Genomic DNA, 18,909 nt, shown 5'->3' with positions numbered 1-18,909 from the left:
ACAAAGTATCACTGACCGTGAGGTGGCATGAACCAGCGCATCGAGATGCTGCCGGTGGACGACACCGGCAATCGTCGGGCGAGGGAGGCGACGCACCGCCAGGTTTCCTGGCCGCTCAACCTCACCCCGGCCAGCGTCGGCTATGTGAGTGAGGGGCACGCCCTGATCCTGGGCAACGAGCGGGCCGCCCGTCGGGCCGCCCGAGCGCTGCAGGACCGGGGGCTGGCCTCGCTGACGCTCGCCTTCACCGAGCCCGTCGCCGAAGCCAGCGATCCGACAGCAGATGACAGCGACGACGACACCCTGCTGGCCGATACCCGGCACCTGACCTGCCAGGCCCTGAGCCGCGAGCAGGCCGCAAGCCTGCACATCGAGGGCTACCTGGGCCGCTTCTCGGCCATGATCGCCCGCGAGCAGCCGCTCAACCTGGCCCGGGCGCTGGCCGACCGCGACCACTTCGACCTGGTCCTGGATCTCGGCGAGAGACCGGTGCTGTCACTGGAGCTGCCACCGCCCGGCTATGTCGCCACGCGCTGGGCCGAGCCCGATCGTGCCTCCCGGCTCGAGGCCTTCGCCGACCTGGTGGGCGAGTTCGACAAGCCGCGCTACTTCCAGATCAACCACGACCTCTGCGCGCATGCCGCCAGCGGCAACACCGGCTGCACCCGCTGCCTCGAGGTCTGTCCGGCCGATGCCATCGCCAGCCAGCAGGGGCGCATAGCGGCCTGGATCGAGATCGACCCCTTCCGTTGCCACGGCGTCGGCAGCTGCAGCAGTGCCTGTCCCACGGGGGCCATCCAGTTCCGGTTACCGGACACCCATCGCCAGCAGGAGACCCTGCTGGCCTGGCTCGACGCCTACCGCCGTGCCGGCGGCACCCTGCCGGTGGTGCGTTTCGGCGAAGCCGAACACCTCGCCGCTGACGGCGACCCGGCCGGCCATGTCCTCGACGTCCCGCTCGCGGAGCTGGGGGGCGCGGGCCACGACCAGTGGCTGACCGCCCTGGCCGGCGGTGCCGCCGAGGTGCGCATCCAGCGCCATCCGCAGATGCCCGAACGGCTCTCCGCCTTCATCGACGACCAGCTCGCCCAGGCCCGGGCCCTGCTCGAGGCACTGGGGCACGCCCCCGAACGCGTGACCTGCCTCGACGCCGGCGACACGGCCGGCCGCGACGCCCTGCCGACGCATCCCCCCCTGGTCGAGGCGCCCCTGGCCTTCGATACCGCCGGCAAGCGCGACCGCCTGAACGTCGTGCTGACCCGACTACTCGAGTGCGGCGAGCCGGATGGCAGGCGCCATGCGATGCCCGCGGGTGCCGCCTATGGCGATCTCGACGTGGACAGTGCCGCCTGCACCCTGTGCATGGCCTGCGTGGCCGGCTGTCCTACCCCGGCCCTGGCGGCCGGAACCGACAGTCCGCAGCTGAGCTTCCGCGAGGCCGACTGCGTGCAGTGCGGGCTCTGTGCCGAGGCCTGCCCGGAGGATGCCATCACCCTGCTGCCCGGCTTCCTGGCCGACCCGGCCCGGGACCAGCGCCGGGTGTGCCACGAGGAGGAGGCCTTCCACTGCATCCGTTGCGGCAAGCCCTTCGCCACCGCCAGCACCATCGCCACGATCAAGGCCAAGCTCGCCGACCACCCGTATTTCGCCGGCGATGCCCTGGCCCGGCTGGAGATGTGTGAGGACTGTCGCGTAAGGGACGTGTGGCACGAACTGGCGCGGAATCCCGAATCGCAACTGAAGGTGTGAGCCAATGACCGATACTGTCACGCCCCGGGTGGCCCCCGAACTCGACGAGTTCCATGCCCTGCGGGCCGATGTCTACCGGCTGCTGGCACGCCTGCTGCGCGAGCCACCGGATACCGCGCTGCTCGACTGGCTCGCCGGGCTGGAGGTCGAGGACGACGGCAGCGCCCTCGCCAGCCCCTGGCGCGAGCTCATCGCCTCGGCAGGCGACGCCTCCATCGAAGAGCTGACCCGCGCCCATTTCCGCCATCTCGTCGGCGTCATCCAGGGGGACGTGACGCCCTACGCCTCCTGGTACCGCAACGGCGAACTGCTGGACGAGGCCCTGGTGGCCCTGCGCCGGGACCTCAAGGTGCTGGGATTCGAGCGCAGCGAGCGGACCCGCGACCCGGAAGACCACCTGGCCGCACTCTGCGAAGTGATGGCCCTGCTCATCGAGGCCCGCTCCCCCGCCGAGGCGCGGTTCTTCATGGCGCACCTGGCGCCCTGGGCCGCGCACTGCCTGGCCGACCTGGCCGCGGTCGCATCGCCCTTCTATTCCCGACTCGGCCGGCTCGGCCGGGCCTTCATCGACAAGGAAGAGGCGCTGCTCGCCGGTGAGGCAGCGCAGGACCCCGTCAGGCTCGTCGAGCCCTGATGCCTGGAGAGAGAACCCGACGACATCATCGCAAGAGCGCCCATGGACATGACAACAACGCCAACGCAAGGCCACGGCATGATCGAGGAGACTCCCATGAACAAGACTCGCAACCCGCAGCGCCGCCGCTTCCTCAAGACCCTCGGGGTCGGCACCGCCGCCGCCGGGGCAGCGGCCGCCGTCGGTCACGTCACCCTGGCCCAGGCCGAGACCGCCGACGAACCGCCGGCCGACACCTCCCGCCACTACCGGGAGACCGACCATATCCGTGCCTTCTACGCCACCCTGCGGGACTGACGGCTCGACAGCCAGGAGATCACAGCCATGCGTCTGACTCGTAAAAGTGATGCCCCGAAGGCTGCCGGACTGGGCATCTCCCGCCGCCAGTTCCTCAAGCGCAGCGGGGCCACCGGCGGCCTGGCCGCCGCCGGCTTCATGGGCGCCCCGATGATGCGCCGCACCGAGGCCGCCGACAAGACCCCGGTACTCGACTCGCCGGTGGAGACCAGGCGCACCATCTGTTCACACTGCTCGGTGGGCTGTGGCGTCTACGCCGAGGTCCAGGAGGGCATCTGGACCCGGCAGGAGCCCGCCTTCGACCACCCCATCAACCGCGGCGCCCACTGTGCCAAGGGCGCCTCGTTGCGTCAGCACGGCCATTCCAGCCGCCGCCTCAAGTACCCCATGAAGCTGGTCGGCGGCGAGTGGCAGCGCCTGAGCTGGGACGACGCCATCGAGGAGATCGGCGACAAGGTGCTGGCCCTGACCGAGGAACACGGGCCCGACAGCGTCTACTGGCTGGGGTCGGCCAAGTTCAGCAACGAACAGGCCTACCTGATGCGCAAGTTCGCCGCCCTGGCCGGCACCAACAACACCGATCACCAGGCGCGCATCTGCCACTCCACCACCGTGGCGGGGGTGGCCAACACCTGGGGCTACGGGGCGATGACCAACTCGCTCAACGACATTCAGAACAGCAAGGCGATCATGTTCATCGGCTCCAACCCCTGCGAGGCTCATCCGGTGGCCATGCAGCACATCCTGCTGGCCAAGGAGCGCAGTCACGCCCACATCATCGTCGTCGACCCGCGCTTCACCCGCACCGCGGCCAAGGCCGACAGTTACGTGCGCCTTCGCCCCGGCTCCGACGTGGCCTTCATCTGGGGCCTGCTGTGGCACATCTTCGAGAACGGCTGGGAGGATCGGGAGTACATCGACCAGCGCGTCTATGCCATGGACGAGGTGCGTGAAGAGGTGGCGGCCTTCCCCCCCTCCGAGGTGGAGCGCATCACCGGCGTCCCCGAGGGCGTGATGCGTGACACCGCCCGGCGCCTGGCCGAGAACCGGCCGGGCTGCATCGTCTGGTGCATGGGCGGTACCCAGCACACCACCGGCAACAACAATACCCGGGCCTACTGCATCCTCGAGCTGGCGCTGGGCAATATCGGCGTCTCCGGTGGCGGCGCCAACATCTTCCGTGGCCACGACAACGTCCAGGGCGCCACCGACCTGGGGCTGATGTCTCACTCCCTGCCCGGCTACTACGGCCTGGCCGAGGGCGCCTGGGCACACTGGGCCCGTGTCTGGGACCTCGACCTCGACTGGCTCAAGGGCCGCTTCGACCAGACCGAGTACGCCGATGGCCAGCCGATGTACACCAACGGCATCACGGTGTCGCGCTGGGTCGACGGGGTGCTCGAGGAGGAGGAGGCCATCTCCCAGCGTACCCGGCTCAAGGCGATGTTCTACTGGGGGCATGCGGTCAACTCCCAGACCCGTGGCCCCGAGATGCAGAAGGCCATGCAGCAGCTCGAGATGATGGTCATCGTCGACCCCTACCCCACCGTGGCCGGGGTGATGCATGGCCGCAGCGACGGTGTCTACCTGCTGCCGGCGGCCACCCAGTTCGAGACCACCGGCAGCGTGACCGCCACCAACCGTGCCCTCCAGTGGCGCGACAGGGTGATCGAGCCGCTGTTCGAGTCCAAGCCGGACCACGAGATCATGTACCTGCTGGCCCGCAAACTGGGCTTCGCCGACGAACTGTTCAAGCATATCGAGGTCAACGGCACCGAGCCGCTCATCGAGGACATCACCCGCGAGTTCAACCGCGGCATGTGGACCGTGGGCTACACCGGCCAGAGCCCGGAGCGCCTCAAGGCCCACCAGCAGAACTGGCACACCTTCAGCTTCCATACCCTGCAGGCCGAGGGCGGTCCCGCCGATGGCGACTACTATGGCCTGCCGTGGCCCTGCTGGGGCACCGCCGAGATGGGCCACCCCGGCACGCCGATCCTCTATGACACCAGCAAGAAGGTCTCCGAAGGCGGCCTGACCTTCCGCGCCCGCTTCGGCATCGAACGCAACGGCGAGAACATCCTGGCTGACGGCGTGTTCAGCCAGGGCTCCGAGCTCAACGACGGCTATCCCGAATTCACCGACGTCATGCTCAAGGACCTCGGCTGGTGGGATGACCTCAGCGAGGAGGAACAGGCGGAAGCGGATGGCAGGAACTGGAAGACCGACCTCTCCGGCGGCATCCAGCGGGTGGCCATCGCCCACGAGTGCGCCCCCTTCGGCAATGCCAAGGCGCGCTGCAACGTCTGGACCTTCCCCGACCCCATCCCCAAGCACCGCGAGCCGCTCTACACCAGCCGCCGCGACCTGGTCGCCGACTATCCCACCTGGGACGACGTGGCCTCGCACTACCGGCTGCCGACCCTCTACAAGAGCATCCAGGACAACGACAACTCGGATCGCTACCCGATCATCCTGACCTCCGGGCGCCTGGTGGAGTTCGAGGGGGGCGGCGAGGAGACGCGCTCCATGTCCTGGCTCGCCGAACTGCAGCAGGAGATGTTCGTCGAGATCAACCCGGCGCTGGCCAACGACCTGGCGGTGGCCGACGGCGACGACGTCTGGGTCGAGGGCGCCGAGGGTGGGCGCGTGCGGGTCAAGGCCCTGGTCACGCCCCGGGTGGCCCGCGAAGTGGTGTTCATGCCCTTCCACTTCGGTGGCATGTTCCAGGGCGAGAGCCTGCATGACCGCTACCCGGAAGGCTCCGCGCCCTATGTGCTCGGCGAGGCGGCCAACACCGCCACCACCTACGGCTATGACTCGGTGACGCAGATGCAGGAAACCAAGTGCACCCTGTGTCGTATCGAGAAGGCCAGCTGAGGAGAACAACATGGCCACTATGAAGTTCATGTGCGACGCCGAACGCTGCATCGAGTGCAACGGTTGCGTCACCGCCTGCAAGAACGCCAACGACGTCGAATGGGGCATCCAGCGCCGCCGGGTGGTCACCCTCGACGACGGCGAACCCACCGAGGTGTCGATCTCGGTGGCCTGCATGCACTGCGATGATGCGCCCTGCATCGCCGTCTGTCCTACCGAGACGCTGTATCAGCGCGATGACGGCATCGTGCTGCACGACAAGGATCTGTGCATCGGCTGCGGCTACTGCCTCTACGCCTGTCCCTTCGGTGCGCCCCAGTTCCCGCAGCAGAACGCCTTCGGCGAGCGCGGCAAGATGGACAAGTGCACCTTCTGCGCCGGCGGCCCGGCGGAAACCAAGGAGGAGGAATACCAGAAATACGGCGCCAACCGTATCGACGAAGGCAAGCTGCCGCTATGCGCCGAGATGTGCTCCACCAAGGCGCTGCTCGCCGGCGATGCCCAGACGATTGCCGACATCTTCCGCCAGCGGGTGGTCCAGCGCGGACACCCGGACGGCGCCTGGTCGGGCAACCCCCGCGCCGACACCGACAACCTCGCCTATGACGCCACCCGCCAGGGGTAAGGAGGCTGCATGTACATTTCCAATGCATGGCCTGGGTTCTGGCGGGTGGCGGTCTTCACCCTGGTACTGCTGGTCGGCCTGGGGATCGCCCAGTCGGTGCTGGCCCAGGCCGACGCGGACCGCGAGGCGGCCACCGCCGTCGTCGGGGTGACGCCGGACACCTGGCGCCAGGTACGCAGTGGCGAGACCGGGGCCAACTTCCGCGACAGCCGGGCCGACTCCAACTACAACCTGGTCAATGCCAGCGGCGAGCGCTGGCGGCAGCTGCGCAACCGCTGGGTCTCGCCCTTCGGGCTGATCGCCATCGGCGGCATGATCGTGGTGATCGCGCTCTTCTACCTGGTCATCGGCCGCAAGGACCTCAGCGAACCGCGCACGGGGCGCAAGCTGTTGCGCTGGCCGCTGGTCGTCCGTGCGATCCACTGGACGGTGGCGAGCCTGTTCATCGTGCTCGCGCTGACCGGGCTCAACCTGCTCTACGGCAAGTTCGTCTTCCGGTCGCTGTTCGGTGACGGCTTCTGGGCGGCGATGATGTCGGGCACCAAGCTGATCCACAACTATCTGGGGCCGCTGTTCGGCATCCTGCTGATCGTGCTGCTGGCCCGGGTGCTGAAACACAACTGGCCGAAGAAGCACGACCTGGCGTGGTTCAAGAAGGGAGGCGGCATGGTCGGCAAGACACATGTCGATGCCGGCTTCGCCAACGGTGGCGAGAAGGTCTGGTTCTGGCTGCTGGCCACGGCGGGTATCGTGGTGATCGCCAGCGGTTTCGTGCTCGACTTCCCCAACTACGGCCAGGGCCGCGACACCATGCAGTGGGCCAACCTCATCCACGCCGTGGGCGCGCTGGGCCTGACCGCCGTGGCACTGGGCCACATCTACATCGGCACCATCGGCACCGAGGGGGCCCTGGAGGGGATGACCACCGGCTATGTGGACGAGACCTGGGCCAGGGATCACCACAACCTCTGGTATGAGGAGGTCAAGGACGAGGCGATTCCCGAGGAGCAGCTCGCCGCCGGTGGCAAGCCCTCCGGCGGCGGCGAGGAACCGACGCCCCGCTCGGGATGATTCGGCCTCATCGCGATGCTTCGACACCGCCCCCGGGCGGTGTCTTTTGTTATGCTGGCGGCACTCACGACCCCTTCACGACAGGCAGGGAGATACCCCATGCAGCATCTCGACGATACCACCCGTACCGAACTCGAGGCGGCAGCCTTCCGCCGCCTGCTCAGGCACCTCGACGAGCACAAGGAGGTGCAGAACATCGAGCTGATGATCCTGGCCGACTTCTGCCGCAACTGCCTCTCGAAGTGGCTGGTGGCCGCCGCCGAGGAGCGCGGTGCCGAACTCGACTATGACGCCGCCCGCGACTACGTCTACGGCATGCCCTACGCGGAGTGGAAGGAGAAGTATCAAGCCCCGGCCACCCCGGAACAACTCGCCGCCCTCGAGGCTCGGCAACAGCAGAAGAAGGGACAGGCATGAGCGACGATCGCGACGGTTTCGTCCCGCTAAAGGTCGCGGTTCTCACGGTCTCCGATACCCGCACCGACGAGACCGACCGCAGCGGCCAGGCCCTGGTCGAGCGTCTCACCGGCGCCGGCCATCGGCTGGCCGACAAGCAGATCGTCATCGACGATGTCTACCGCATCCGCGCCGTGGTGGCGGGCTGGATCGCCGACCCCGGGGTGCAGGTGATCCTGACCACCGGGGGCACCGGCTTCACCGGCCGCGACTCGACACCCGAGGCGATCTTGGTGCTGCTCGACAAGCAGATCGAGGGCTTCGGCGAGCTCTTCCGCCACCTCTCCTGGCAGGAGATCGGCAGCTCCACCATCCAGAGCCGCTGCCTCGGGGGGCTGGCCAACGCCACCGTGGTGTTCTGCCTGCCCGGCTCCACCGGCGCCTGCCGCACCGCCTGGGACGGCATCCTCGCCGAGCAGCTCGACAGTCGGCACAAGCCGTGCAACTTCGCCAACCTGGTCATTCCCGAGCGAGGCCAGCATGGTTGAGATCACCGACAGCCGTCACAAGCCCTGTAACTCTCCCCACGTTCAGGCCAACCTGGCGATTCCCGAGCGAGGCCAACATGTTTGATGATGACGCCATGGCAGGCCATGACCGCTCGATCCAGGTGCCGAGGCCGCACCTATGGGGTCTGACCCCGTGCTCGACTGGAGCCACCGACATGGCCTTCCTCGGCAACCTCGACGTCCCGGGGGTCAGACCCCATAGGCACCGCCAGCGTTGGCGACCCGTCGACACCCTGCACCATCGGGCGAGTGGGGTGCTGCCCGAGCGAGGCCAGCATGGCTGAGCTGAAGCCCGTCGAGGCGGCGCTGGCGGCCCTGCTCGACGGGGTCGTGCCCACGGCGGCCGAGACCCTGGCCGTGGAGTCGGCCGCGGGCCGGGTGCTGGCCGAGACGGTCACCGCCCGCCTCGACGTTCCCGGCTTCGACAACAGCGCCATGGACGGCTATGCCCTGCGCCACGAGGATGCCGGGGCCTGGCTGCCGATCAGCCAGCGCATCGCCGCTGGCACACCGACCGCACCACTGGCACCGGGCAGCTGTGCGCGCATCTTCACCGGCGGCGAGCTCCCCCCCGGGGCCGACTGCGTGGTGATGCAGGAGCGCGTCGAGGTGGATGGCGACCGGGCCCGCATGCCCGAGGGGCTGCCCGCCGGCGACAATGTCCGCCGCCGCGGGCGCGACGTCCGGGCCGGCACCCCACTGCTACCCGCCGGTGAGCGGCTCGAGGCCGCCGCACTCGGCCATCTCGCCGGCCAGGGCATCACCGCGGTGGCGGTGCGCCGTCGCCCCCGGGTGGCCCTGCTCTCCACCGGTGACGAGATCGTCGACCCCGGCCAGCCGCTGGCACCGGGCCAGCTCTACAACTCCAACCGGCCGATGCTCAGGCGCCTGCTCGAGCGCTTCGGCGCCGAGGTGACGTGGGCCGCCTCGGTGCCCGACAGCCGGGAAGCCACCCTGCAGATGCTCCAGGAGGCGGCCCAGCGGGCCGAGGTGGTGGTCACCACCGGCGGGGTCAGCGTCGGCGAGGAGGATCATGTCAAGGCGGCGCTGCAGGCCCTGGGCCGGCTCGACCTCTGGCGCCTGGCCATTCGCCCGGGCAAGCCCCTGGCGCTGGGCCGGCTGCCCAGGCCGGCCGGCCGCGAGGCCCACTTCGTCGGCCTGCCCGGCAACCCGGTGTCGGGGTTCGTCGGCGCCTGGCTCTTCCTGCGCCCGCTGATCGGTGCCCTGCTGGCGTGCCCGGCCCTGGAGGCCCTGCCCCGCCTCGCCGCCCGGGCCGACTTCGCGACCACCACCGGCCCGCGTCGTCACTATATGCGCGTGGCACTCGAATTCGGCGAGGAAGGGATCGTGGCGAAGGCGTTTCGTGACCAGAACTCGGCGGTGCTGTCGTCCTGCGTCGGTGCCGATGCCCTGGCGGTGGTGCCCGCCGAGTCGCGGATCGAGCCGGGAGATCGCATCGACTGCCTGTGGCTCAGGGGCGATTGAGCCGGGTCAGGGATCGGGAACCTCGAGTGCGTCGATGACCGCGGGCCACAGCCGGGCGAAGTCGGACGCCAGGTTGGCGTAATCCGCCTCGAGCCAGGGCACCAGGTCGGCGAGGCGGTTGGGACCGGAAAGCCGCTGGCCGATGCCGCGGATGGCGCGGCAGGTGAAGGCGAAGTCGGCATAGCCATGCAGCCAGTCCTGCTCCACCAGCACCGGCATCAGGGTGGCCAGCCGGGCCGGCGCCGGGCGGCTCGCCAGCAGGCGATAGCTGCGCGTGACCAGCGCCGATTCCGTCACGTCGAGCCCGAGGTCGCGGGCGATGAAGTGATCCCAGACCAGGTCGAGGGCGATGGCGGCATAGCGCCGCTGGGCCCTCGGTACCCGTTCCCGCACTCCCTGGACGACCGGGTGGGAATCGACGAAGGCGTCCACCCGGCGGTGATGGCGAATGCCGGCGGCGATCCCGTCGGGCCAGCCGGAGAGGTCCGGTCCCTTGACGCCGTCGGCGATCAGGTTACCGAACAGGAAGTCGTCGCTGCCGCCACGGGCCAGCCAGGCATGGGCCAGGAAATTCATCTCAGGAGCCGTTCACAGGCAGTGGGTCGGCTTGGGCAGGCCCGCCAGGCGGGCCGCCACCTTGGCCGGGCTGCCGGGAAAGAGCCGCATCAGGTGGATCGAGCGCCCCTTCTCGGGGCCCAGCGCCTGCCCCACCGCCTTGACCAGGGGCCGCATGGCCGGCGCCATCTCGAAGCGGTCGTAGAAGCTTCGCAGCACCTCGATCACTTCCCAGTGCTCGTCGGTCAGTGACAGCCCCTCCTCCTCCGCCAGGGCGAACGCCACCGCCGGCGACCAATCGGCGAGGTCGACCAGGTACCCCTCGGGATCGAGGCCGATCCGCTCACCCTCCACCTCCACCACGCGTGCGATAGCCGTCGTTGCCATCAGTACCAGCTCACCGTGCGTTCGGCTTCCTCGGTCAGGGCCACGAAGCCATCCACGTCGACCACCTGCACCGACGCCTCACAGCGCCCCTCGAGACCGCGTGCCACCAGGTCCTCGCGCAGCGCGAACAGCCGCCCCTGCAAGCCGTCGAAGTAGCGCACCAGTTGGGGCAGTGCCCCCTGGACCCCGTCCTCGATCAGCAGCAGTCGATCCTCCGGGGCCATGGACACCAGCGCCTGCTGGTAGACCCGGCTGGTGGCCGGGGAGCGATTCAGAATGTGCAGCAGCATGCGGGGATCCTCGGTACAGCGGATGGCATCGCCGGGAGCGCGGTCAGAAGGTCAGCACCAGGCGGTGGGCTCCCGGCTGGGCGGCGATGGCCTCGGCGGACAGCAGGCGCACGGGGAGCATCAGGTCCGCCGCGGTGAGGCCAAAGCGCTCGAGGGCGGCCTCTTCCACCAGCAGCGTCTCGATATCATACATCGCCAGCATCTCCAGGGTCGCGCTGGTGCCCTTCTGGCCGAGGGGGCCGACCTGCTGGTCCCGGAGCAAGGCGGTCACGCCCTCGCCCATGAACAGCAGCGAGACCCCGCGGCCGAAGGCGGCCGCGACCAGGGCCGCATCGAGCCCCTCGCGCAGCCAGTTCGTGCCGTGGGAACCGTGACGCAGGATCACCAGCAGGTCGGACGGGAATGGCGCGCTCATGGTCACTTCCTCGACTCGGTAGGGGCTCAGGGGCCGAAGGTGACCAGGCGGTCACAGCTCAGCCCGAGGTCGACCAGCTGGCCCAGCCCGGTCAGCTCGAAGGGGGCCTCGACGCTGTGGCCCTGCTTGCCATGACGCGCCGCCTCGCGCGCGTCGAGCAGCCCGCGGCGCAGGGCGGCGGCGATGCAGACCTGCAGCGCGGTGCCGTGCTCGGTGCTCAGCGCCACCCAGGCATCGACCAGATGGGGCTCGTCCTGGGGAGGGGCGGCCAGCCGGGCCGCGTTGTGCACGCCGTCATGGTAGAAGAACACCGTCTCGAGGCGGTGCCCCCTGTCCACCAGGGCGCGGGCGAAACGCAGCGCGGAGTGGGAGGCCTGGCAGCTGTACGGGGCGCCCAGCAGCAGGATGGCATAGCGCATGGAGGGTCTCCGGAAACGGTCTGGCCCCACCGGGAGGCGGGGCCAGCAGGATCCAGCCGAGCGGGTATCAGTCGCTGCTCATGATGCCGAGCAGGGACAGCAGGCTGACGAACAGGTTGTAGATCGACACATAGAGCGTGATGGTGGCGAGGATGTAGTTGGTCTCGCCCGCCCGGTGCACGATCTCGCTGGTCTGGTAGAGAATCGCCGCCGAAGCGAACAGCACGAAGCCGGCGGAGACCATCAGCATCAGGGTCGGGATCTGGAATACCAGCCCCGCCACCATGGCCAGGATCAGCACGATGGCACCGGCCAGCAGGAAGTTGCCCAGGAAGCTGAAGTCCTTCTTGGTCACCAGCGCCACGGCGGAGAGGCCGATGAAGGTCAGGCCGGTCATCGCCAGGGCGTTCATGATCAGCGCCGCGCCGTTGGGCAGGGCCAGATAGGCGCTGAGGATCGGCCCCAGGGTGAAGCCCATGAAGCCGGTGAAGGCGAAGGTGGAGAGCAGCCCCATCGCCGAGTTGGCGGTCTTGTGTACCAGGAACATCAGGCCGTAGGCGCCGATGAGGAACACCAGGATGTTCATCCGCTCGATGCCCATGGCCATGGCGGCACCGGCAGTCACAGCGGAGAACAGCAGTGTCATGGCCAACAGGCCGTAGGTGTTGCGCAGCACCTTGCTGGTGCTGATCGCCTGTGTCTGCTGCTGCGTCAGCTGAGTGTCTTGGTAAGCCATCGATCCAGAACTCCCTGAGTGTTGTTGATCTGGGCACGCGACCTAGCATGCCCACTCGACGTTCCCGGCGCAAGCCCTTGTCTATCCATGCCTCAACGGTGATTCCTCCCTTGCGCCGACGAGAACCCGCCGCGCCACCTCGGCGACCGTGCGGCAGACCTCGTCGCCGGCGGCCTCCAGCGCCGCCCGGTCCACCCAGTATAGCTCGCTGGCGTCGTCGGCCGCCGCCTCGTTCCCGCCCCGCCACGCCATGCGGATCACCACGACGACGTAATGAGCCCGTAGCCGCCCCTCCCGGTCATGGTCGAGGACATCGATGGCCGTGAGCACCTCGCGTGGCGTGGCCTGCACCCCGGTCTCCTCGCGCAACTCGCGAACGACCGCCTCCTGCAGGCTCTCGCCGGCTTCGACCTTGCCACCGGGCAGTGCCAGGCGACCGGCATTGGGCGGATTGCGCCGGCGGACCATCAGGAGTCGCCCCTCGCGCACCAGCGCCGCCGAGACGGCGGCAACGGGGCGGATGGGTGCTGAAGGGTCGCGGTTCATGCTGCCTCCCGGGGCTCGTTCACCTCATTCTGGCCCATATCGATCGGACCCGCTAACGCCTTGATCCCAAGGGGCTCTTGACCCGACCTCGAAAACTGGTAATATGCCCACCCGTGAGCCGGAGGGATGGCAGAGCGGTTGAATGCACCGGTCTTGAAAACCGGCGAAGGTGAGAGCCTTCCCTGGGTTCGAATCCCAGTCCCTCCGCCATTATGCTTCATGAATCAAGCGCCTACGGGCGCTTTTTTCATGGTACCCACACCCTGCCCCCTTTCACGTCAGCAGCTCGCGGGCATCGACCAGCGTCAGGCGTCCGGTGCAGAAGGCTCCGGTGTCGATGTAATGGACGTTGCCCAGGGTCAGCGGCCGCTCCACGATGGTGTGGCCGACGACGACGGCGTCGATGCCCGCCACCGGCGTCTCGTCGCCCCGCTGGATGCGGGAGCGCCCCCAGACCAGCGCTTCCGGGTCGGCCTCCTCGATACGCGACCAGTCGGCCGGTGGCTCGGCGTGAACCATGCCGACGCGCTCCCCGCCGATCGTGACCTCCCGCGCATGGGGCAGGTGGCGCAGCGCCGCCTCCAGGACCCTCCGCGCCTCGCTCGCGCCGCTCTCGACGACCCAGCCACCGCCATTGATCATCCACAGCGCCCAGGCGTTGCTGCCCTCGCCTTCCTGCAGCGCATTCCGGGCCAGCTCCTCATGATTGCCGCGCACGGCGTGAAACCACGGCTGGAAGACGAGCAGCAGGCAATCGAGCGAATCGGCACCGCGGTCGACGAGGTCGCCGACGGAGAACAGGCGGTCATCCGCCCTGCTGAAGGCGACACGCCGCAGCGCCTCCCCCAGCAACCGGTACTGACCGTGAATGTCACCCACGAAGAAATCGCGGCCCCGGGTGTTCGCTTCGTGCATCATCAGCATGACACGACCTCCTCGGAGCCTGTCAGACGTAACGCTGACCTACTGCGATACCCGGGCTTTCGGCCAATTTCATTCGATCTGATTCGTTAAATAGCCCGCTATTCGCCTCATCAGATCGATAAACTTGTCTCGAAATCCGTGTCTCTCGCGACGATCGGTCAAATCCGACAGGCCCCTTGCGACATTGTACACCGACCATCGGCGGCCGAGCCCCCATCCATCACCCCTCGATACCGCCGACTATGTCATCATGGCAGGCACTATTTTCCAGACGGTCGGGTGACGTAGACAGATGGCATTGAAGGCAATGATTCACAGGGTCCAGTTCCAGATCGCCGACATGGACCGGCATTACTATGCAGACCACACGCTGACCGTAGCTCGCCATCCCTCGGAAACCGATGAGCGCATGATGGTGCGACTGCTGGCATTTGCGCTCCACGCCGATGACTCCCTGGCCTTCGGCCGGGGAGTGAGCACCGATGACGAACCCGACCTGTGGCAGAAGAACCTGACCGGCGACATCGACCTCTGGATCCAGTTGGGGCAGCCCGACGAGAAGGCCATTCGCCGCGCCTGTGGCCGGGCCGGCCGCGTGATCCTCTACACCTACAGCGGCCACGGCGCCACGATCTGGTGGGAGCAGATCGCCGGCAAGTGTGCCACCCTCGACAACCTCGCGGTCGTCGACATTGCCCCGGCATCGGTGCAGGCCCTCGCATCGCTGGCGACGAAGAGCATGACGCTGAGCTGCACGGTGCAGGATGACGCCGTCTGGCTGACCAGCCCGGAAGCGTCGGTGGAGATCGAGCTCGCCGTACGCAAGCACCCGCGGACACCTCGTTGAAGGCGACCCGCAGCCTGCTGGCGCCGGCTCAGTAGAGGCGCAGCCCCACCCGGGTGATCCTGTCGCCCTCGACTTCGCTGACCACCCAGTGGATGCCGTGCCAGTCGACGTCGTCGCCCACCACCGGGTGACCACCGACCCGCAGCGAGATGAACTGGTCCAGGGTCATCTCCTTCTCGCCCGGGCTCAGGGTCAGGCCGTAGACATCGGCGATATCCTGCATCCGGGCGTCGCCGTCGAAGGTAAAGGTGCCGAAGAAGGCACGCTCCCGCTTGAGCTTGGCCTCGCCATTGAACAGCCGGTTGAGGGCCGGCAGGTCATCGGTGCGGCCGATCACGCAGATCACGTCGCCGAGCTGCAGCCGGGTGCTGCCCTTGGGGTGCAGCATGGCATGCTCGCGGAACAGCGCCGAGATCAGGGCCCCGGAAGGGAAGCGCAGCAGGCGGATCGGCACGTCCTCGAGGTCGGAATTCTCGACCTCGTAGACGAACATTTCGTAGTCGTTCTCCGGCAGCACGCCGAGCGGGCCGCGCAGGTTCGGCGTCACGCTGCGAGGCACCTCGACCTTCATCCAGCGGGCCATCCAGGACAGCGTCCCCCCCTGGATCAGCAGCGACATCAGCACCACCGCGAAGGCGACGTTGAAATAGAGCGAGGCATTCTCCACGCCCCCGATCACCGGGAAGATCGCCAGCACGATGGGCACCGCCCCGCGCAGCCCCACCCAGGCGATGAATCCCACCTCACGCCAGCGGAACTTGAAGAACGGCTTGATGGTGATCAGTACCGCCAGCGGGCGCGCCACGAAGATCAGTGCCAGGGCCACCAGCAAGGCCGGAAGGGCATACTCGAGCATCTCGCTGGGAGTGACCAGCAGGCCCAGCACCAGGAACAGGCCGATCTGGCTGAGCCAGGCCAGGCCGTCGTGCACCGGCAGGATGAAATTGAGGTGCCGCCCGGGCTGGTTGCCGATCATCAGGCCGGCGAGGTAGATCGCCAGGAAGCCGCTGCCGCCCAGCACACTGGTCAGGCCGAAGACGCAGAACCCCAGGGCCAGGGCCAGCAGCGAGTAGAGGCCGGGGGCCAGGTCGACCCAGCGCAGCAGCTTGGCGATCAACCAGCCGCCCCCCAGCCCGATGACCAACCCGAAGCCGAACTGCTGCACCAGGAACAGGCTGGTGCTCATCATGTCACCGATCTCCCCGACCAGCAGTTCGACCAGCATGATGGTCAGGAAGATGGCCATGGGATCGTTGGTGCCGGACTCGATCTCCAGGGTGGCACCGACGCGCTCGTTGAGGTTGATGCCGCGCCCACTGAGCATCGAGAACACGGCGGCGGCGTCGGTCGAGCCGACGATGGCCCCCACCAGCAGCCCCTGCACCAGGGTCAGGTCGAAGATCCACATCGCGATCGCCCCGACCACGGCGCTGGTGATGAACACCCCGAAGGTGGCCAGCGAGAGCGCCGGCCGGAAGCCGACCCGGAAGGTCTTCAGCCGGGTGCGCAGCCCGCCGTCGAGGAGGATCATGGCCAGTGCCAGGTGGCCGATCAGGAAGGCGAGCGAATAGTCGTCGAACTGGATGCCGAGCAGCCCCTCTTCTCCGGCCAGCATGCCGAGCCCCAGGAAGATCAACAGCAGCGGCAGCCCCACCAGGGTGGAGAGCCGGCTGGCGAGCACGCTCAAGGCAATCAGGAAACCGCTGAGCAGAAAGAGGGAATTGATGACATCCATGGCGTCCTGCCCTGATAACTGGAAGCGCGATTATCGCACGCCCCCCCGTTGCCCGTCGCGATGACGAGCCGTCGCGCCTCGAACTGGCCACGGCAAAGCGCCAGGGGCTAAACTGGCGCCGCGCCACGGGCGCACCTGTCGTGTCCAGCCGTTGGAGCCCCCTCAATGACCACTCGCGCTCGCCGCCTGCCGAGCTGGGGATTCGTCCTGCCATGCCTCGTGGCGCTGGCCCTGCTGTCCTCGCCGTCCGCCGGGGGCGGCGGCGAGCCATTGCCGGCTCCCCCCCTGGGCCATCCGCCCCTGGGCACCGAGGTGATGGTGCCCGTGCTGGGCGATGCCCCGCCGGCGCCGTCGGCGGAGACGGTCGGTGGCAGTAGCGAGGGCATGACGACGACCGGACCTGCCGCGCCGCCGCCTGAAGTGCGGCGTCGCGGGGCGGGAGAAGCGCCCATGGCGACACCGCCCGGACGGCTCGACGAGGATCCCGGTCCTCCGGTACCCAGCACCGCCCAGGCTCCGGCCGAGCCCATCGCGCCGCCGCCGGTCACGGAGCTGGACGTGATGCTCGACTGGTACCCGAGCCCCCAGCATGCCGCCCTGATCGTCGCACGCGACAAGGGCATGTTCGCGCGGCGTGGCCTCGAGGTAAGACTGTCGACACCGGCCGACCCCAACGTACCGACCAGGCTGCTCGCCGCCTCACGGGTGGATCTCGCCCTGACCCGCCAGCCACTGCTGCACCTGAAGGTCGATCAGGGCCTGCCGCTGATCCGGGTCGCGACCCTGGTCGACGGCTCACTGGCCGCGCTGGTCGTCCGTGACGGCCTGGGCATCGACTCGCCTGCCGACCTGGCGGGACGGCGCATCGGCCATGCCGACGAGGACAGCCGGGAAATCCTGCTCGCTATGCTGCTGCGTCCCCATGGCGTCAAGCGAGCCGAGGTGGAGATGCGTGACGTCAATTTCGGCCTGGCCCGTGCGATGAGCGAGGACCGGGTGGATGGCGTGATCGGCGCCATGCGCCATCTACTGCCCCGTCAGCTCGGCGACGAGGGAGTCGCCACCCGCCTGATGCGTGTGGAGGAGCACGGCGTGCCGTTGCACGATGGCCTGATCCTGCTCGCCAACCGCGATCGGCTCAACGGACAGCGCGAGGCCATCCGTCACCTGGTGGAAGCGCTGGAGGAAGCCACCGCCTGGATCCTGGAGCACCCCGCCGAGGCCTGGGCCCGGTTGCTGGCCACCGAGCCGGGACTGGAGACACCGGCCAACCTGGCGGCCTGGCCGGACATCCTGCTGCACCTCAGCGCAAGCCCTGCGGCCGTCGACCATGGCCGCTATGCGCGCTTCGAGAAGTTCCTGCACGAGGCCGGCCTGGTCGAGCACCTGACCCCGGTGGAGCGCCTGGTCCTCGACCCGGGTACCTTCTGAGGCCGGATCAGGCCGGTACGGCCAGGAAGTCGTCCACCGCCTGGCGAAACGCCTCGGGCTGCTCGGCATGCAGCCAATGCCCGGCGTCCAGGGTCACCACACGGGCCTCGGGCAACACCTCGCGAAGCTCGGGCAGCATCGCATCGGTGACGTAGGGCGAGTTCGCTCCCCGCAGCACCAGGGTCGGTCCGGTGTAGGCCCCTTCACCGGCCGGTGCTCCCATGATCGCCTCGTAGTCCTCCTGGATCTCGTCGAGCCCCAGACGCAGCTGCAGGCCGCCCTCCTCGGCCCGTTCGAGATTGGTGGCCAGGAAGAGTCGCACGCCGCGCTCCTCGACATGCTCGGCGAGCAGCTCATCGGCCTCGCGGCGATTGGCGGGCCGGCCCTCGGAGACCCGGCGCAGCGCGGCGAAGACGGCGTCGTGGTCATGGCCATAGGCGCGTGGCGCGATGTCGGCAACGATCAGCGAGGCCACCCGTTCCGGGGCGAGTCGTGCCAGGCTGATCGCTACCTTGCCGCCCATGGAGTGACCCAGCAGGTGGGCCCGCGCGATGCCGAGGCGGTCCAGCAGTGCGATCAGATCGGCGGCCATCGCGTCATAGCCCATGCCCACCGCATGGGGAGAACGGCCGTGGTTGCGCAGGTCCACCGTGATCACCCGGCGCCCCTCCTGCCATGCCTTCACGTGGGAGCGCCAGTTGTCGGCGCTGCCGAACAGGCCATGGACGACCACCAGCGGAATGCCCGCTCCTCCGGTATCCACATGATTGAGTGCGATGGGCATGGCAATCTCCTCGGCTGCGGTGGCTTCTGGGGCGAGCAGGGCGCGCATTATACGGCCTCGTGGCGCGCCTGGCCATGTCCGCGTCGGCCCCAGACGACCGCGCCGCCCTCCAGGGGCGGCGCGGGTCGCTCATC

At 68.5% G+C, this 18,909-nt stretch carries 21 protein-coding genes and 1 tRNA gene; 12 read left to right on the top strand and 10 right to left on the bottom strand.

Translation table 11 applies throughout. The annotated features are described in order from the left end of the window. Nucleotides 1-27: 27 nt before the first annotated feature. The 9 genes from CR157_RS19115 to CR157_RS19070 all read left to right on the top strand — a co-directional run bounded on the left by CR157_RS19115 (nt 28) and on the right by CR157_RS19070 (nt 9,706). Complete coding sequence (locus tag CR157_RS19115; RefSeq protein ID WP_110285133.1) at nt 28-1,749, top strand: 4Fe-4S binding protein; 1,722 nt, start codon at nt 28-30, stop codon at nt 1,747-1,749. 4 nt (nt 1,750-1,753) lie between these two features. Further along, nucleotides 1,754-2,383 (top strand): TorD/DmsD family molecular chaperone, encoded by a 630-nt coding sequence (locus tag CR157_RS19110; protein ID WP_110285132.1) that lies wholly within the window; start codon nt 1,754-1,756, stop codon nt 2,381-2,383. A 96-nt stretch (nt 2,384-2,479) separates the two neighbouring features. Beyond that, the gene (locus tag CR157_RS19105; protein WP_110285131.1) at nt 2,480-2,680 is read left to right on the top strand and encodes a twin-arginine translocation signal domain-containing protein; all 201 of its coding nucleotides are present in this window, start codon (nt 2,480-2,482) and stop codon (nt 2,678-2,680) included. A 27-nt stretch (nt 2,681-2,707) separates the two neighbouring features. Continuing rightward, nucleotides 2,708-5,560: a formate dehydrogenase subunit alpha gene (locus CR157_RS19100; protein ID WP_110285130.1), complete on the top strand. Its 2,853-nt coding sequence runs from the start codon at nt 2,708-2,710 to the stop codon at nt 5,558-5,560. A gap of 10 nt (nt 5,561-5,570) precedes the next feature. Beyond that, nucleotides 5,571-6,185, top strand: coding sequence for a formate dehydrogenase FDH3 subunit beta (gene fdh3B, locus CR157_RS19095; protein ID WP_110285129.1), 615 nt, complete (start codon nt 5,571-5,573; stop codon nt 6,183-6,185). A gap of 9 nt (nt 6,186-6,194) precedes the next feature. Continuing rightward, nucleotides 6,195-7,256, top strand: coding sequence for a formate dehydrogenase subunit gamma (locus CR157_RS19090; RefSeq protein ID WP_110285128.1), 1,062 nt, complete (start codon nt 6,195-6,197; stop codon nt 7,254-7,256). A 99-nt stretch (nt 7,257-7,355) separates the two neighbouring features. Next, on the top strand, nt 7,356-7,673 hold the full coding sequence (locus tag CR157_RS19085) for a DUF1244 domain-containing protein (protein WP_110285127.1): 318 nt from the start codon (nt 7,356-7,358) through the stop codon (nt 7,671-7,673). Further along, nucleotides 7,670-8,200: a molybdenum cofactor biosynthesis protein B gene (gene moaB / locus CR157_RS19080; RefSeq protein ID WP_110285126.1), complete on the top strand. Its 531-nt coding sequence runs from the start codon at nt 7,670-7,672 to the stop codon at nt 8,198-8,200. The genes CR157_RS19085 and moaB overlap by 4 nt, the downstream gene beginning before the upstream one ends. A 297-nt stretch (nt 8,201-8,497) precedes the next feature. Beyond that, the gene (locus CR157_RS19070; protein ID WP_110285124.1) at nt 8,498-9,706 is read left to right on the top strand and encodes a molybdopterin molybdotransferase MoeA; all 1,209 of its coding nucleotides are present in this window, start codon (nt 8,498-8,500) and stop codon (nt 9,704-9,706) included. Nucleotides 9,707-9,712: 6 nt separating this feature from the next. Here the strand turns inward: CR157_RS19070 and CR157_RS19065 are convergent, their stop codons facing one another. From CR157_RS19065 to CR157_RS19035, 7 genes are all read right to left on the bottom strand, one after another. Next, a complete protein-coding gene (locus tag CR157_RS19065) occupies nt 9,713-10,282 on the bottom strand; it encodes an acyl carrier protein phosphodiesterase (RefSeq protein ID WP_110285123.1) in 570 nt (189 codons plus the stop codon). Between the two features lie 12 nt (nt 10,283-10,294). Next, nucleotides 10,295-10,648, bottom strand: coding sequence for a TusE/DsrC/DsvC family sulfur relay protein (locus tag CR157_RS19060; protein WP_110285122.1), 354 nt, complete (start codon nt 10,646-10,648; stop codon nt 10,295-10,297). After that, complete coding sequence (gene tusB, locus CR157_RS19055) at nt 10,648-10,938, bottom strand: sulfurtransferase complex subunit TusB (RefSeq protein ID WP_110285121.1); 291 nt, start codon at nt 10,936-10,938, stop codon at nt 10,648-10,650. Before tusB ends, CR157_RS19060 begins: the two co-directional genes overlap by 1 nt. 43 nt (nt 10,939-10,981) lie before the next feature. Next, nucleotides 10,982-11,353: a DsrE family protein gene (locus CR157_RS19050; protein WP_110285120.1), complete on the bottom strand. Its 372-nt coding sequence runs from the start codon at nt 11,351-11,353 to the stop codon at nt 10,982-10,984. A 26-nt stretch (nt 11,354-11,379) separates the two neighbouring features. Next, complete coding sequence (gene tusD / locus CR157_RS19045; protein WP_110285119.1) at nt 11,380-11,772, bottom strand: sulfurtransferase complex subunit TusD; 393 nt, start codon at nt 11,770-11,772, stop codon at nt 11,380-11,382. 67 nt (nt 11,773-11,839) lie between these two features. Then, the gene (locus CR157_RS19040) at nt 11,840-12,508 is read right to left on the bottom strand and encodes a Bax inhibitor-1/YccA family protein (protein ID WP_110285118.1); all 669 of its coding nucleotides are present in this window, start codon (nt 12,506-12,508) and stop codon (nt 11,840-11,842) included. Nucleotides 12,509-12,589: 81 nt separating this feature from the next. Further along, entirely contained in the window at nt 12,590-13,054 is a 465-nt protein-coding gene (locus CR157_RS19035; RefSeq protein WP_110285117.1) for an NUDIX hydrolase, read from the bottom strand. 120 nt (nt 13,055-13,174) lie between these two features. Between CR157_RS19035 and CR157_RS19030 the strand changes: the two genes are divergently transcribed. Then, nucleotides 13,175-13,264 (top strand) — tRNA-Ser (locus CR157_RS19030). 63 nt (nt 13,265-13,327) lie between these two features. On the opposite strand, the gene CR157_RS19025 is transcribed toward CR157_RS19030, so the two are convergent. Continuing rightward, nucleotides 13,328-13,978 (bottom strand): metallophosphoesterase, encoded by a 651-nt coding sequence (locus CR157_RS19025; protein ID WP_110285116.1) that lies wholly within the window; start codon nt 13,976-13,978, stop codon nt 13,328-13,330. A 292-nt stretch (nt 13,979-14,270) separates the two neighbouring features. Here CR157_RS19025 and CR157_RS19020 point away from each other — a divergent pair, with 292 nt between their 5' ends. After that, nucleotides 14,271-14,825 (top strand): YaeQ family protein, encoded by a 555-nt coding sequence (locus CR157_RS19020; protein WP_110285115.1) that lies wholly within the window; start codon nt 14,271-14,273, stop codon nt 14,823-14,825. A 28-nt stretch (nt 14,826-14,853) separates the two neighbouring features. Here CR157_RS19020 and CR157_RS19015 read toward each other — a convergent pair whose 3' ends face one another. Continuing rightward, entirely contained in the window at nt 14,854-16,560 is a 1,707-nt protein-coding gene (locus tag CR157_RS19015) for a potassium/proton antiporter (protein WP_110285114.1), read from the bottom strand. 165 nt (nt 16,561-16,725) lie between these two features. Between CR157_RS19015 and CR157_RS19010 the strand changes: the two genes are divergently transcribed. Continuing rightward, the gene (locus tag CR157_RS19010) at nt 16,726-17,991 is read left to right on the top strand and encodes an ABC transporter substrate-binding protein (RefSeq protein WP_110285113.1); all 1,266 of its coding nucleotides are present in this window, start codon (nt 16,726-16,728) and stop codon (nt 17,989-17,991) included. Nucleotides 17,992-17,998: 7 nt separating this feature from the next. On the opposite strand, the gene CR157_RS19005 is transcribed toward CR157_RS19010, so the two are convergent. Continuing rightward, nucleotides 17,999-18,775, bottom strand: a complete 777-nt coding sequence (locus CR157_RS19005; protein WP_110285175.1) for an alpha/beta fold hydrolase — start codon at nt 18,773-18,775, stop codon at nt 17,999-18,001. Nucleotides 18,776-18,909 lie beyond the last annotated feature (134 nt).

It is taken from the genome of Halomonas sp. LBP4, from assembly GCF_003202205.1.
Lineage (GTDB): Bacteria > Pseudomonadota > Gammaproteobacteria > Pseudomonadales > Halomonadaceae > Halomonas > Halomonas flagellata.
This window is presented reverse-complemented; position numbering and strand designations above follow the sequence as displayed.

Bases quoted from the DNA above. Each gene is read 5' to 3' on its own strand.
- CR157_RS19035 (WP_110285117.1), bottom strand. From the start codon at position 13,054: ATGAACCGCGACCCTTCAGCACCCATCCGCCCCGTTGCCGCCGTCTCG.
- fdh3B (WP_110285129.1), top strand. From the start codon at position 5,571: ATGGCCACTATGAAGTTCATGTGCGACGCCGAACGCTGCATCGAGTGC.
- moaB (WP_110285126.1), top strand. From the start codon at position 7,670: ATGAGCGACGATCGCGACGGTTTCGTCCCGCTAAAGGTCGCGGTTCTC.
- CR157_RS19115 (WP_110285133.1), top strand. From the start codon at position 28: ATGAACCAGCGCATCGAGATGCTGCCGGTGGACGACACCGGCAATCGT.
- CR157_RS19020 (WP_110285115.1), top strand. From the start codon at position 14,271: ATGGCATTGAAGGCAATGATTCACAGGGTCCAGTTCCAGATCGCCGAC.
- CR157_RS19065 (WP_110285123.1), bottom strand. From the start codon at position 10,282: ATGAATTTCCTGGCCCATGCCTGGCTGGCCCGTGGCGGCAGCGACGAC.
- tusB (WP_110285121.1), bottom strand. From the start codon at position 10,938: ATGCTGCTGCACATTCTGAATCGCTCCCCGGCCACCAGCCGGGTCTAC.
- CR157_RS19110 (WP_110285132.1), top strand. From the start codon at position 1,754: ATGACCGATACTGTCACGCCCCGGGTGGCCCCCGAACTCGACGAGTTC.
- CR157_RS19040 (WP_110285118.1), bottom strand. From the start codon at position 12,508: ATGGCTTACCAAGACACTCAGCTGACGCAGCAGCAGACACAGGCGATC.
- CR157_RS19050 (WP_110285120.1), bottom strand. From the start codon at position 11,353: ATGAGCGCGCCATTCCCGTCCGACCTGCTGGTGATCCTGCGTCACGGT.
- CR157_RS19090 (WP_110285128.1), top strand. From the start codon at position 6,195: ATGTACATTTCCAATGCATGGCCTGGGTTCTGGCGGGTGGCGGTCTTC.
- CR157_RS19105 (WP_110285131.1), top strand. From the start codon at position 2,480: ATGAACAAGACTCGCAACCCGCAGCGCCGCCGCTTCCTCAAGACCCTC.
- CR157_RS19010 (WP_110285113.1), top strand. From the start codon at position 16,726: ATGACCACTCGCGCTCGCCGCCTGCCGAGCTGGGGATTCGTCCTGCCA.
- CR157_RS19085 (WP_110285127.1), top strand. From the start codon at position 7,356: ATGCAGCATCTCGACGATACCACCCGTACCGAACTCGAGGCGGCAGCC.
- CR157_RS19005 (WP_110285175.1), bottom strand. From the start codon at position 18,775: ATGCCCATCGCACTCAATCATGTGGATACCGGAGGAGCGGGCATTCCG.
- CR157_RS19070 (WP_110285124.1), top strand. From the start codon at position 8,498: ATGGCTGAGCTGAAGCCCGTCGAGGCGGCGCTGGCGGCCCTGCTCGAC.
- CR157_RS19060 (WP_110285122.1), bottom strand. From the start codon at position 10,648: ATGGCAACGACGGCTATCGCACGCGTGGTGGAGGTGGAGGGTGAGCGG.
- tusD (WP_110285119.1), bottom strand. From the start codon at position 11,772: ATGCGCTATGCCATCCTGCTGCTGGGCGCCCCGTACAGCTGCCAGGCC.
- CR157_RS19100 (WP_110285130.1), top strand. From the start codon at position 2,708: ATGCGTCTGACTCGTAAAAGTGATGCCCCGAAGGCTGCCGGACTGGGC.
- CR157_RS19015 (WP_110285114.1), bottom strand. From the start codon at position 16,560: ATGGATGTCATCAATTCCCTCTTTCTGCTCAGCGGTTTCCTGATTGCC.
- CR157_RS19025 (WP_110285116.1), bottom strand. From the start codon at position 13,978: ATGCTGATGATGCACGAAGCGAACACCCGGGGCCGCGATTTCTTCGTG.